Source organism: Pseudomonas sp. FP1154 (assembly GCF_030687245.1).
GTDB classification, from domain to species: domain Bacteria; phylum Pseudomonadota; class Gammaproteobacteria; order Pseudomonadales; family Pseudomonadaceae; genus Aquipseudomonas; species Aquipseudomonas rhizophila.
Genome location: NZ_CP117465.1, coordinates 631,350 through 644,131, shown reverse-complemented (window position 1 = coordinate 644,131; position 12,782 = coordinate 631,350). Strand labels below are relative to the sequence as shown.

Sequence of the window (12,782 nt, the reverse complement as noted above, 5' to 3'; positions counted from 1 at the left end):
TTCTGGAGAAGGGGCTCGCTCCCACAGGAGCCAAACAGGTTACTCGTCATCATCAAAATTGTAGCTACCCGGCGCCAGGTTCTCGAATCGGGTGTATTTACCGATAAAGGCCAGGCGAATGAAGCCGATCGGGCCGTTACGCTGCTTGCCGATGATGATTTCGGCGATGCCCTTGTGCTCCGTCTCCGGGTGGTACACCTCGTCACGGTAGACGAACATGATCACGTCGGCGTCCTGCTCGATCGCTCCGGATTCACGCAAGTCGGAGTTCACCGGGCGTTTGTTGGGGCGCTGTTCCAGGGAACGGTTCAACTGAGAGAGCGCCACCACCGGGCAGTTGAATTCCTTGGCCAGGGCCTTGAGGGAACGGGAGATTTCGGAAATCTCGTTGGTCCGGTTGTCGCCACTGGAGCCCGGAATCTGCATCAACTGCAGGTAGTCGATCATGATCAGCGCGATATCACCGTGCTCACGCACCAGGCGACGGGTCCGGGCGCGCATTTCCGAAGGGCTGATACCGGCAGTATCGTCGATGAACAGCTTGCGGTCGTTGAGCAGGTTGACCGCCGAAGTCAGGCGCGGCCAGTCGTCATCTTCCAGTTGGCCGGAACGGACCTTGGTCTGGTCGATACGTCCCAGGGACGAGAGCATACGCATGATCAGCGATTCACCTGGCATCTCCAGGGAGTACACCAGTACGGCCTTGTCGCTGCGCAGCACGGCGTTTTCCACCAGGTTCATCGCAAAGGTGGTTTTACCCATGGACGGACGGCCGGCGACGATGATCAGGTCCGATGGCTGCAGGCCGCTGGTCTTCTCATCGAGGTCGGTGTAGCCGGTGGACAGGCCGGTGATGGCGTTGTCGGTGTTGAACAGGGTGTCGATGCGGTCGATGGCCTTGGTCAGCAGATCGTTGACGCTCACCGGGCCACCGGTTTTTGGCCGGGCCTCGGCGATCTGGAAGATTTGCCGTTCCGCTTCATCGAGGATCTCGGCAGCGGTTCGGCCTTCCGGGTTGAAGGCGCTGTCCGCGATTTCGGTGCTGATACCGATCAATTGGCGCAAGGTCGCCCGTTCGCGCACGATCTGGGCATAGGCCTTGATGTTGGCGACAGACGGCGTGTTTTTTGCCAACTCACCCAGGTAACCGAGGCCGCCAACCTGAGACGTCTGGCCTTCCTTGTCCAATTGCTCGGCCAGGGTCACCACGTCGATCGGCATGTTCTGATCGGCCAATCTTGCGATGGCACGGAAAATCAGGCGGTGGTCATGTCGGTAGAAATCGCCGTCGGATACTTGATCGAGCACGCGTTCCCAGGCGTTGTTGTCCAGCATCAGACCACCGAGCACGGCCTGTTCGGCCTCGATGGAGTGCGGAGGCACCTTCAGGGCTGCGGTTTGCAGATCGTATTGCTCGGGAGCGGTGATTTCGTTCATGGCCACTTGATTCTTTTGGAAACGCAGGGGGTTTTGAAAATCAGCAATTGCAGAAAGACAAAGGGCACGACCTGTAAACAGGATCGTGCCCGATGTTACCGACTAGTACCCGAGGGTGCCAGCCGACAGGTATTGCTTAAGCTGCTACCACGACAACGCGTACGGTGGCTTCAACTTCGGCGTGCAGGTGCACGGCTACGTCGAATTCGCCTACGTTGCGGATGGTGCCGTTCGGCAGACGAACTTCGCTCTTCGACACTTCAACGCCAGAGGCGGTCAGTGCGTCAGCGATGTCGTGAGTACCGATCGAACCGAACAGCTTGCCTTCGTCGCCAGCGGTGGCAGTGATGGTCACTTCCAGCTCGGCCAGTTGGGCAGCACGGCTTTCAGCCGAGGTCTTACGGTCTGCTGCGGCTTTTTCCAGCTCAGCGCGACGCTCTTCGAACGCGGCCAGGTTGGCAGCGGTCGCAGCGGTGGCTTTGCCGTAAGGCAGCAGGTAGTTACGACCGTAACCGGCCTTAACGTTTACTTTGTCACCCAGGTTGCCCAGGTTGGTGACTTTTTCCAGAAGGATCAGTTGCATGTGAAAATCCTCTAACTTTTAACCTTCACCGTTCGCGTTGTCGGCGTCTTTCGGCGCCATACGACCGCGAAAATCAATCAGGCTGTCGACGATGGCCAGGACCACCAGCAACGGATAGATCAGCTGCATGAACAGCAACAACGTGACGTACAACCCCACCAGCCAGAACCTGGCCAGTCGCTTTTGCGCCACCAGCCCGTGAATCAGGGCCAGAGCGGCAAATACCAGCGGTACACTGCACAACGGCGTGAGCATGGCCATCTGCGGACCGAAGTTCGGCCCCAGAAGCATGCCCGCCAGCAGCAACATCGCCAGCCCAAGCGGGAAACGGATGGCGCGAAATTCGCGACCAAAACCACCCGGGTTGTACAACAACGCCTGCCAGTAGCGCCCGATAATCAGGCTCAGCACACTGACGATTTGTAACAAGGCCGCAATCAGGCCGGTCAGGACCGGTGCGATCAGGGACGCGAAACGCGCTTGCTCCTCTACCGACATCTGCTGGTAGAGATCACCGAGGGCCTCGGGCAGGATTTTTATCAAAGCCTGCGACAGCATCTCGATCTGGGGCGCGAAAGCCACCCCGAGCACCACTGAAAACACCACTCCCATCGCTATGCTGACCAGCAGCACGCGGTTCCAGGATTCGCTTGCGCGCAACACCAACGCCAGCGCCGAAGACCCCAGCAGCACCATCAGTGCCCGCGGGTCAGCGGAATACAACCACCAGAGCAAAGCCGGCAGCAGTCCCAGAGCAAGAACGCCAAGGGCGTCCTTCAATCCGCGCCGCAGGAGTACAAGACTCACCGCGGCAGCACCCAACCAATACAACAACGGCAATGCCGCGCATCCAGCCACTACCAGAGTGGCCTGCATACGACCGCGCATGATGAACTCAGCTAAGGCGCGCATGCATTCAATCCTTTGCTACGTGTCGACTGCCCGGTCTCAGCGGCCGTGGCTGTCGGTGTAGGCCAGCAGGGCCAGGAAGCGGGCGCGCTTGATAGCGGTGGCCAGCTGACGCTGATAACGAGCTTTGGTACCGGTGATACGGCTTGGAACGATTTTGCCGGTCTCGGATACGTAGGCTTTCAGAGTGTTGAGATCTTTGTAATCGATCTCTTTCACGTCTTCAGCGGTGAAGCGGCAGAATTTACGACGACGGAAGAAACGTGCCATGTGATTGGCTCCTTAAAAGGTCCGTGGATTACTCGTCAGCGTTATCGCTGTTGTCGCTGTCGCTATCGCTGTCATCGCCATCGGCGCTGTCAGAGTGCTCAGGACGGTCGCGACGCTCACGGCGCTCACTGCGGTTTTCTTCAGCCTTGAGCATCTCGGATTGGCCGGTGACGGCTTCTTCGCGACGGATGACCAGGTTACGGATCACTGCATCGTTGTAGCGGAAGTTGTCTTCCAGCTCGGCCAGGGCCTTGCCGGTGCATTCAACGTTCAGCATCACGTAGTGAGCCTTGTGAACATTGTTGATTGCATAGGCCAGTTGACGACGGCCCCAATCTTCCAGACGGTGGATTTTGCCGCCGTCTTCTTCGATCAGCTTGGTGTAACGCTCAACCATGCCGCCGACTTGCTCGCTTTGATCCGGGTGGACCAAAAAGATGATTTCGTAATGACGCATGAATGCTCCTTACGGGTTGTAGCCTGCCGCTCAAAAACGGTCAGACAAGGAGTGAATGACACTTATGGACTTGTGGACGCTAGACACATAAGTGCCTGCCATCACAGCAAGGGGCGCAATTGTAGAGAAGGGCCGAGGGCGGCGCAAGGTGATTGGTGATTATTTGAACAACCACCAATCCTTACCCACACAAACCAATGTGGGAGCGAGCCTGCTCGCGATGAGGGCGCTCCATTCAACATTTGCGTTGAACGGCACTCCGCTATCGCGAGCAGGCTCGCTCCCAAAGGAATACAACTGGATCAGGACTTCTTGGCGGCCGCAGCAGCCTTGACGCTACGCTGGCGCTGAGCCTCGAACAGACACACGCCGGTCGCGACCGAAACGTTGAGGCTGCTGACACTGCCGGCCATCGGCAGCTTGACCAGGTAGTCGCAATGCTCGCGGGTCAGGCGCCGCATGCCCTTGCCTTCGGCCCCCATGATCAGGATCGTCGGGCCCGTCAGGTCCTGGTCATAAATGCTGACCTCGGCCTCGCCCGCCGTGCCGACCACCCACAGGCCACGCTGCTGGAGTTTCTCCAGGGTACGCGCCAGATTGGTCACGGCCACCAACGGGATAACTTCCGCCGCGCCACAGGCGACTTTACGCACCACCGGCGTCAACGTCGCCGACTTGTCTTTAGGTACGATCACCGCCAATGCACCCGCCGCATCGGCCGAGCGCAGGCAAGCGCCAAGGTTGTGAGGATCGGTCACGCCATCCAGTACCAGCAACAATGGCGCGCCTTCGGTGCGATCGAGCAACTCGTCGAGCATCGCCTCGCCCCAGACCTGGCTCGGGCTGACCTCAGCCACCACCCCCTGGTGCACACCTTCAACCCAGGCGTCCATTTCCCGCCGTTCAGCCTGGCCGACCGCTACGCGATTCTCGCCAGCCAGCTCGATCAGGGTCTGGACCCGCGGATCACTGCGGCCTTCCGCCAGCCAGATCTGCTTGACCCGCTTGGGATGGTGACGCAGCAATGCTTCCACGGCATGCACACCGTAGATTTTTTCCAACTGACTCATGACTTGGCCTTGGGTTTACGCGCCCCGCCGCTCTTGGCTGGGGCCGAGCCCGCTTTCGGCGGGCCTTTACGGTGTTTGCTCGGCTTGCCGGTCGCCTTGTCCGGCGCCGACCGTCCGGTCTTTCCCCCAGACGCCGCTTTACCGCCGCTCTTGGCTTCGGCGAGCAACGCCTGTTTCATCTCACGACTTTTGCGCAGCTCGGCGTTTTTTGCCGCCGCATCGCTTGGGCGATAGGCTTCGACGGCCTTTTCCTTGGCCGGGCCGCGACGCCCGGACTTGGCCGCAGCAGGCTCGGCGGCGGTCTTGGCCGCAGGCGCAGAAGTTTCAGTGCCGCGCTTCTTGCGGCCAATCGGCGCGCTGATGGTTTTTTCCGCCATCTCGAAGTCGATCTTGCGCTCGTCGAGATCAACGCGCATGACCCGCACTTCGACCGTATCGCCAAGACGGAAGCTGCGGCCGGTGCGCTCACCCGCCAAGCGGTGATGCACGGGGTCGAAGTGGTAGTAATCGCCCGGCAGCGCGGTGACGTGCACCAGGCCTTCGACGTAGATGTCGGTCAGCTCGACGAACAGGCCAAAACCGGTCACGGCAGTGATCACGCCCGGGAACGACTCACCCACGCGATCCTTCATGAACTCGCACTTGAGCCAGTTCACTACGTCACGAGTCGCTTCATCGGCACGGCGCTCGCTCATTGAGCACTGCTCGCCGAGTTGTTCCAGGGCCGCCTCGTCGTAGGGGTAGATGCGCGCCTTGGGAATGGTCATCGCACCGGCACGTTTGACGTGCGGGGTGTCCATCTTCGAGTGGATCACGCTGCGGATCGCCCGATGCGTGAGCAAGTCAGGGTAACGACGGATCGGCGACGTAAAGTGGGTATAAGCTTCGTAATTCAGGCCGAAGTGGCCCTGGTTATCGGCGCTGTATACCGCCTGGCTCAACGAGCGCAGCATCACGGTCTGGATCAGGTGGAAATCCGGACGATCCTTGATACTGGCCAGCAGGGCCTGGTAATCCTTGGGCGACGGACCGTCCTTGCCTTTGTGCAAGGACAGGCCGAGCTCACCGAGGAAGGCCCGCAGTTTTTCCAGGCGCTCCGGCGGCGGGCCATCGTGGACCCGGTACAGCGCAGGAATCTCGTGCTTCTTCAGGAACTCAGCAGTGGCGACGTTGGCGGCCAGCATGCATTCCTCGATCAGCTTGTGGGCATCGTTGCGCACCGTCGGACGAATCTCGGCGATCTTGCGCTCGGAGCCGAAGATGATCCGGGTTTCCTGAGTTTCGAAATCGATCGCGCCACGCACGTGACGGGCCGCCAGCAGCACTTTGTAGAGCGAGTACAGCTCTTTGAGATGCGGCACGACATCGGTGTATTCGCCACGAAGCTTGCGCGATTCGGCAAGTTTCGGGGTTTCCAGCATCGCGCTGACCTTGTTGTAGGTCAGACGGGCGTGGGAATGGATCACCGCCTCGTAGAAGCAGTAGTCGGTCATCTCGCCGGATTTGGAGATGGTCATCTCGCAAACCATGGCCAGGCGATCGACGTGAGGATTGAGCGAGCACAAGCCGTTGGACAGTTGCTCTGGGAGCATCGGTACGACGCGCTCGGGGAAATACACCGAGTTGCCGCGCACCTGGGCTTCGGCGTCCAACGCCGAGCCGAGTTTCACGTAGCTGGAAACATCGGCAATCGCCACGTACAGCTTCCAGCCGCCGGAGAACAGGCGCAGCTTGCCAGGCTTGGCTTCGCAGTAGACCGCGTCGTCGAAGTCCCGGGCGTCTTCGCCATCGATGGTGACGAATGGCAGGTGACGCAGGTCGATGCGCTTCTCTTTGTCTTTCTCTTCGACTTCCGGCTTGAGCTTGGCGGCTTCTTTCAGGACCGCTTCAGGCCATACGTGCGGGATGTCATAAGTACGCAGGGCGACATCGATTTCCATGCCCGGCGCCATGTAGTTGCCGACCACTTCCACCACATCGCCCTGGGGCTGGAAGCGCGGGGTTGGCCAGTGGGTGATTTTCACCTCGACGAACTGACCGACCTTGGCGTTGGCATTGCGGCCCGGGGTGACCAGCACTTCCTGCTGGATCTTCGGGTTGTCGGCGACGACAAAGCCGATGCCACCTTCTTCAAAGTAACGGCCGACGATGCTTTCGTGGGCACGGGACACCACTTCGACGATCACGCCTTCACGGCGGCCGCGGCGGTCCAGGCCGGAAACCCGGGCCAAAGCCCGGTCACCGTCGAACACCAGACGCATCTGCGCCGGGCTCATGAACAGGTCGTCGCTGCCGTCGTCCGGGATCAGGAAGCCGAAACCGTCACGGTGACCGGCGATGCGGCCCAGGATCAGGTCAAGCTTGTCCACGGGCGCATAGGTGCCGCGCCGGGTGTAGATCAACTGCGCATCGCGCTCCATGGCGCGCAGACGGCGGCGCAGGGCTTCGAGCTGGTCTTCGGTGGTCAGACCGAACTCTTCGACCAGTTGCTCGCGGCTAGCAGGCGACCCCCGATCGGCGAGATGCGCCAGGATCAGTTCGCGGCTAGGAATAGGGTTTTCGTATTTTTCCGCTTCACGAGCGGCCTCGGGATCGAGGGACTGCCAATCGGCCATTAGAGAGTTTTCACCTTGTCTATATGCGGGTTAGTTTGGCATAGGCGTAATGAAACGGGAAATTTCAAGCATCCAATGCCTTTTTCTGAAGCCTTTTGACCCCTCTTGAAGCCCGGAAATGCACCGCTCGTGAAATTTAGCGGTTTTTTTCTCGTGAGGGGTTTACAGTTAAAAACACGCTCCGTATAGTGCGCGCCATCGACGACGCACACGCGTTGCCGATACTGCCCAGATGGTGAAATTGGTAGACACGCCAGCTTCAGGTGCTGGTGACCGCAAGGTCGTGGAAGTTCGAGTCTTCTTCTGGGCACCAATTTCGAGCGACAGATCAATGATCTGCCAGCTCCCCAAAAACCCGCGAAAGCGGGTTTTTGCATTTTCGGCCCCTGGAATCCGACTGGTAATTACTAAAACAAAAACAGGGGTTTACAGATCAAAACTCGCTCCGTATAGTGCGCCACATCGACAGCGGCAACGCTGAAGATGCTGCCCAGATGGTGAAATTGGTAGACACGCCAGCTTCAGGTGCTGGTGACCGCAAGGTCGTGGAAGTTCGAGTCTTCTTCTGGGCACCAATTCAAGCTTCAAGGTTACGGCCTTGAACTCACAAAAACCCGCGAAAGCGGGTTTTTGCGTTTCTGGGGTTGGCGATTTATTCGCTCACGACAAGATGCCTCTGAGCCACTGAAACCGCTATCGCGAGCAGGCTCGCTCCCACACGGGATCTCCAGCGCTCACAGATACTCTGTTCACAGTGGATCAATGTGGGAGCGAGCCTGCTCGCGATGAGGCCAGCCCATCAAGCCCGGAACTGCCCCAGGCTCGCCTTCAACTGCGCCGCCAGACTATCCAATACCTTGCCACTGGCCGTGGTCTCGACCACAGCCTGAGCCGCTTTCTCGGCCTGGGCGTGAATGGTTTCCACCCGCCCACGCACCGCTTGCGCACCTTGCGCCTGGTGAGCCGCCGCTTGCGTGGCCAGACCGATGGCCGCATGCACCTGCTCTACAGAGGTCTGTACCGACTGCTGCAAGCGCGCGCTGTCACGCAACACCAACAACCCCTCGCTGGCCTGACGCCCGGCCTGGCCGATGGCAGCCACCGCCTCGCGAGCGCCCTGCTGCAGCGCGACGATATGCGCCTGGATGTCGCCGGTCGAACTCTGGGTCTTGCTTGCCAGCGCCCGCACCTCGTCGGCCACCACTGCGAACCCACGCCCGGTTTCCCCAGCCCGCGCCGCTTCGATGGCCGCGTTCAAGGCCAGCAGATTGGTTTGTTCGGCAATGCCGTGAATGACCGTGAGCACCACTTCGATCTGCTCACTCTGTTGCGCCAGCCGCTCGATGACTTTTGCCCCCGTATCGACCTGCCCTGCCAGCGCTTCGATCAAACCACCGACCTTGGCCGAGGTTCGGGTGTTTTCGTCGGTAGCCTTGCGAATCTCCACCACCTGCTGCAAGGCAGCCTGCATCGCCTGGCTTTCCGATTGCGCTTCGTCGGCCATCTGCGACAGCGCCCGCAAGCTCTCGGCCACTTCATCACGCTGCATTCCGGCCGCCGCATCGGCACCGGAGTTACGCAAGGTCATTGCACCGATTTCCACACCGGTGCGCTGGGCCACATCACCCGCCTCTCGCACGATGGGCTGCAACTTATCCACAAAACGATTGACCGCCGAGGCCATCTCGCCGATTTCGTCCTTGCTGCTGATTTGCACGCGCTTGGTCAGGTCGCCCTCACCCGCCGCCAGATCGTTCATCGCGGCAATCAACAGCTTCAAACGATTGACCACTCGCCGCCCCAACACCACCGCCAGCAGCACCAGCACGCCAAACCCCACCAACGCCAGACCCAGGCCGATCCGCCAGCGCAAAGTGCCCGCAGCGTCCTGCACGGTGGTGGCGGTGCTGGCCTGCATTTGCGTCGCGGTGGACTGAGCCGACTCCAGGCGCCCGCGCATTGCCGTGGCGCTGTCGGCTGCCGCCCCCTTGAGGCTATCACCCACCAACTGGTCACCACTGGCGATCAAGGCCGAGAAGCGCTGGTCCAACGCCTCCAGGTCAGCTTCAACGGAGGCCGTGGAAACGCCCATCAACACCTTGCCGATCTCTACGCCGTTGGGGTTGATCGAGGCCTCAAGGTAATACACCGAAGGGTCGTTCTTCGCCGCGTCCAACACCTTGTCCAGCGCCCGGTCGCCCTGGCCTTTCTCCAACAAAGCCTTGTTGATCGGGTTCTCCCGATTCAGGTAGCGAGTCAGGTGCTGGCCGGTGGCGTCGTCATAAATGACGAAGAGTACGTTGGGATTGCGCTGGGCCCGGCGGGCAAACTCAGAGAGGGCCGGCACGTCGCTGTCCCACATGGCGCGGGGCGCAACCGAAGCCAGGAGTTGCGCCATATCATTGGCAGAGTCCTTGAGCGATTTTTCCAGCGTCGCCCGCAACTGTGCCTGCTCATCCTTCAGCCGCGCAGATAAACCGGCGGTGAGGCGCTGACGAGTGCTGGCAGACAAGCTGTCCAGGCTCGACGTCACTTCACGCCCGGCCTGCTCCAGCTCGCCAGACAACTTCTGGCTGTCGCCGCCGAGCCGCGCCTCCAGATCAGCCTCCAGCGCAGTAACCGTGCTTCGCGTCAGCGCGACAGCGACCAACACCTGCACCAAAAGGGCGACACCAAGAGTAACGAACACAGGCCGCAACAGGCGGCTTTGTAACAATGAGAGAACGGCCGACACAGGGAATCCCTCTACTAACGCCATTAATTTGATGGCACTTCACAAGAAGCACTTATTATTCATGGTGTATAGCAAGTGTCGTGCCGTCCGGCAGGCAGAAACGACAAAGGACCCAAGCGAGGGTCCTTTGTGTTTTACATCAACGACTTATCAGGCAAACGGGTGACGCAGAACGATGGTTTCGTTGCGGTCCGGCCCCGTCGAAATAATGTCGATCGGTGCACCGACCAACTCTTCGACGCGCTTGATGTAATTGCGAGCCGCTACTGGCAGCTCTTCCAGGGTCTTGGCACCCACGGTCGACTCAGTCCAGCCTGGCATCTGCTCGTATACCGGCTCCAGACCGATGTAGCTGTCAGCGTCAGTCGGTGCGTCGATGACCGCGCCGTCCTGATTCTTGTAGCCCACGCAGATGTTGATGGTTTCCAGGCCGTCCAGTACGTCCAGCTTGGTCAGGCACAGGCCCGAGATACTGTTGACGTCGATGGCGCGACGCAGGATGACGGCATCGAACCAGCCGCAACGACGGGCACGGCCAGTGGTGGCGCCGAACTCATGGCCGCGCTTGGCCAGGAACGCACCAACATCATCGAACAGCTCGGTCGGGAACGGACCCGAACCGACGCGAGTGGTGTATGCCTTGGTGATGCCCAGGATGTAATCCAGATACATCGGGCCGAAACCCGAACCCGTGGCGATGCCGCCGGCAGTGGTGTTGGAACTGGTGACGTACGGATAGGTACCGTGGTCGATGTCCAGCAGCGACCCTTGGGCGCCTTCGAACATGATGTCCTTGCCCGCGCGACGCAGCTCGTGCAGCTCGGCAGTGACGTCGAGCATCATCGGCTTGAGCAGCTCGGCGTACTCCATGCACTCATCCAGGGTCTTCTGGAAGTCGATGGCCGGCTCTTTGTAGTAATTGACCAGAACGAAGTTGTGGTAGTCCAGCAACTCGCCCAGCTTGGCGGCGAAGCGCTCACGGTGAAACAGGTCACCGATGCGCAGGCCACGACGGGCCACCTTGTCTTCGTAGGCCGGGCCGATGCCGCGACCGGTGGTGCCGATCTTCAGCTCGCCACGGGCCTTTTCGCGGGCCTGGTCCAACGCAACGTGATAGGACAGGATCAGCGGGCAGGACGGGCTGATACGCAGGCGCTCGCGCACCGGTACGCCTTTCTCTTCCAGCTTGATGATTTCCCGCAACAAGGCGTCAGGGGCAACCACCACCCCGTTGCCGATCAGGCACTGCACGCCTTCGCGCAACACGCCCGACGGAATCAGGTGCAGTACGGTTTTCTCACCGTCGATCACCAAGGTGTGACCTGCGTTGTGGCCACCCTGGTAGCGCACTACGGCGGCAGCATGTTCGGTCAGCAGATCAACGATCTTGCCTTTGCCCTCATCACCCCACTGGGTGCCCAGGACTACGACATTCTTACCCATAACACTTGTCCTCATTCGCGCAAACTTGGTGCCGGCCGCGGCCGGCAGGAAAACTCAAGAAGCCAGCGGCAATACTTGCCAAAGCCCGTTCTGCTGAATCAATTGCCGGTCGCAGTCCGCTTCACGGGCGGCGGCCAAAGGCTGCCCAGGCAAGGCCTGGACGACACGCTGACCCTCACTGCGCAACTGGCAAACCGTCTGCCAGAGTGCTGCATCCGTACTGTCAGGCATCCAGATACCGCCAGACGGTAGCTCGACTTCAGCACGCCCCAGGGTCACCAGGGTTTTCAAATCGGTAGAGAAGCCGGTCGCCGGACGGGCACGACCGAAGTCGGCGCCAATATCATCGTATCGACCGCCCTGAGCGATGGACTGGCCAACCCCTGGCACGAACACCGCGAACACCACACCGGTGTGGTAGTGATAACCGCGCAGTTCACCCAGGTCGAAATACAGCGGCAGCTCGGGGAAACGCACCGACAGTCGCTCGGCAATCGCCAGCAAATCGTCCAGTGCCGCGAGCACCGGCGCCGGCGCATGGGCCAGCCGCTCGCGGGCAGCGGCCAGCACTTCGCGACCGCCGCACAGATCCACCAGCGCCCGCAACATGCCGGACAGATCAGCCGGCAGGCCTTCGGTCAGACTGATCACTTCATCGATGGCCTTGCGCTGCAAGGCATCGAACAACTGCTGCTCCACTTCGCCGGACAAACCGGCCGCACGCGCCAGGCCACGATAGATGCCAACGTGGCCCAGGTCCATGTGGACATCCGGTACGTCGGCCAGTTGCAGCATGGCAAGCATCAGGCTGATGACTTCCACGTCGCTGCTCGGGCTCGCATCGCCATACAACTCGGCACCCAGCTGGATCGGACTGCGCGAAGACGACAGGGCGCGCGGCTGGGCGTGCAGCACACTGCCGGCATAGCACAGACGGCTCGGACCTTCACGACGCAGGGTGTGGGCGTCGATACGCGCCACTTGCGGCGTGATGTCGGCACGAAAGCCCATCTGCCGGCCCGACTGCGGGTCGATAACCTTGAAGGTGCGCAGATCCAGGTCCTGGCCCGCGCCGGTCAGCAGGGATTCCAGGTACTCGATATGCGGGGTAACGACGAATTCGTAACCCCAGCTCTGGAACAGATCCAACACCTGCCGACGCGCTACTTCAATACGCGCAGCTTCCGGTGGCAGTACTTCTTCGATGCCATCTGGCAGCAGCCAGCGGTCTACCGTTGCCATTACGCCATTCCCCTATGGTCCG

The 12,782-nt window shown here is 60.5% G+C and carries 10 protein-coding genes and 2 tRNA genes; 2 read left to right on the top strand and 10 right to left on the bottom strand.

Annotation, left to right across the window (positions count from 1 at the left end):
- Positions 1-39: 39 nt before the first annotated feature.
- From dnaB to rnr, 7 genes are all read right to left on the bottom strand, one after another.
- On the bottom strand, positions 40-1,437 hold the full coding sequence (gene dnaB, locus PSH91_RS02845) for a replicative DNA helicase (RefSeq protein WP_027911801.1): 1,398 nt from the start codon (positions 1,435-1,437) through the stop codon (positions 40-42).
- 136 nt (positions 1,438-1,573) lie between these two features.
- The gene (gene rplI / locus PSH91_RS02840; protein WP_047227319.1) at positions 1,574-2,020 is read right to left on the bottom strand and encodes a 50S ribosomal protein L9; all 447 of its coding nucleotides are present in this window, start codon (positions 2,018-2,020) and stop codon (positions 1,574-1,576) included.
- 18 nt (positions 2,021-2,038) lie between these two features.
- Positions 2,039-2,932 carry a hypothetical protein gene (locus tag PSH91_RS02835; RefSeq protein ID WP_047227318.1) on the bottom strand — a complete coding sequence of 298 codons (894 nt, stop codon included), beginning with the start codon at positions 2,930-2,932 and terminating at the stop codon, positions 2,039-2,041.
- Between the two features lie 36 nt (positions 2,933-2,968).
- Positions 2,969-3,199 carry a 30S ribosomal protein S18 gene (rpsR, locus tag PSH91_RS02830; protein ID WP_002551829.1) on the bottom strand — a complete coding sequence of 77 codons (231 nt, stop codon included), beginning with the start codon at positions 3,197-3,199 and terminating at the stop codon, positions 2,969-2,971.
- A gap of 28 nt (positions 3,200-3,227) precedes the next feature.
- Positions 3,228-3,656 carry a 30S ribosomal protein S6 gene (gene rpsF / locus PSH91_RS02825; protein WP_003186395.1) on the bottom strand — a complete coding sequence of 143 codons (429 nt, stop codon included), beginning with the start codon at positions 3,654-3,656 and terminating at the stop codon, positions 3,228-3,230.
- Between the two features lie 302 nt (positions 3,657-3,958).
- Positions 3,959-4,726, bottom strand: a complete 768-nt coding sequence (rlmB, locus tag PSH91_RS02820) for a 23S rRNA (guanosine(2251)-2'-O)-methyltransferase RlmB (protein ID WP_047227317.1) — start codon at positions 4,724-4,726, stop codon at positions 3,959-3,961.
- The gene (gene rnr, locus PSH91_RS02815) at positions 4,723-7,341 is read right to left on the bottom strand and encodes a ribonuclease R (RefSeq protein ID WP_047227316.1); all 2,619 of its coding nucleotides are present in this window, start codon (positions 7,339-7,341) and stop codon (positions 4,723-4,725) included. Before rnr ends, rlmB begins: the two co-directional genes overlap by 4 nt.
- A 226-nt stretch (positions 7,342-7,567) precedes the next feature.
- Between rnr and PSH91_RS02810 the strand changes: the two genes are divergently transcribed.
- A tRNA-Leu gene (locus PSH91_RS02810) sits at positions 7,568-7,654 on the top strand.
- Between the two features lie 175 nt (positions 7,655-7,829).
- Positions 7,830-7,916, top strand: a tRNA-Leu gene (locus tag PSH91_RS02805).
- Positions 7,917-8,140: 224 nt separating this feature from the next.
- On the opposite strand, the gene PSH91_RS02800 is transcribed toward PSH91_RS02805, so the two are convergent.
- From PSH91_RS02800 to PSH91_RS02790, 3 genes are all read right to left on the bottom strand, one after another.
- Positions 8,141-10,075: a methyl-accepting chemotaxis protein gene (locus PSH91_RS02800; protein ID WP_305467223.1), complete on the bottom strand. Its 1,935-nt coding sequence runs from the start codon at positions 10,073-10,075 to the stop codon at positions 8,141-8,143.
- Between the two features lie 150 nt (positions 10,076-10,225).
- On the bottom strand, positions 10,226-11,518 hold the full coding sequence (locus PSH91_RS02795) for an adenylosuccinate synthase (RefSeq protein ID WP_003186407.1): 1,293 nt from the start codon (positions 11,516-11,518) through the stop codon (positions 10,226-10,228).
- 54 nt (positions 11,519-11,572) lie between these two features.
- A complete protein-coding gene (locus PSH91_RS02790; protein ID WP_047227314.1) occupies positions 11,573-12,760 on the bottom strand; it encodes an ATP phosphoribosyltransferase regulatory subunit in 1,188 nt (395 codons plus the stop codon).
- Positions 12,761-12,782: the final 22 nt, after the last annotated feature.

Excerpts from the sequence above, each read along its gene's own strand:
- dnaB (WP_027911801.1), bottom strand. The coding sequence starts at position 1,437 with ATGAACGAAATCACCGCTCCCGAGCAATACGATCTGCAAACCGCAGCC.
- rplI (WP_047227319.1), bottom strand. The coding sequence starts at position 2,020 with ATGCAACTGATCCTTCTGGAAAAAGTCACCAACCTGGGCAACCTGGGT.
- PSH91_RS02835 (WP_047227318.1), bottom strand. The coding sequence starts at position 2,932 with ATGCGCGCCTTAGCTGAGTTCATCATGCGCGGTCGTATGCAGGCCACT.
- rpsR (WP_002551829.1), bottom strand. The coding sequence starts at position 3,199 with ATGGCACGTTTCTTCCGTCGTCGTAAATTCTGCCGCTTCACCGCTGAA.
- rpsF (WP_003186395.1), bottom strand. The coding sequence starts at position 3,656 with ATGCGTCATTACGAAATCATCTTTTTGGTCCACCCGGATCAAAGCGAG.
- rlmB (WP_047227317.1), bottom strand. The coding sequence starts at position 4,726 with ATGAGTCAGTTGGAAAAAATCTACGGTGTGCATGCCGTGGAAGCATTG.
- rnr (WP_047227316.1), bottom strand. The coding sequence starts at position 7,341 with ATGGCCGATTGGCAGTCCCTCGATCCCGAGGCCGCTCGTGAAGCGGAA.
- PSH91_RS02795 (WP_003186407.1), bottom strand. The coding sequence starts at position 11,518 with ATGGGTAAGAATGTCGTAGTCCTGGGCACCCAGTGGGGTGATGAGGGC.
- PSH91_RS02790 (WP_047227314.1), bottom strand. The coding sequence starts at position 12,760 with ATGGCAACGGTAGACCGCTGGCTGCTGCCAGATGGCATCGAAGAAGTA.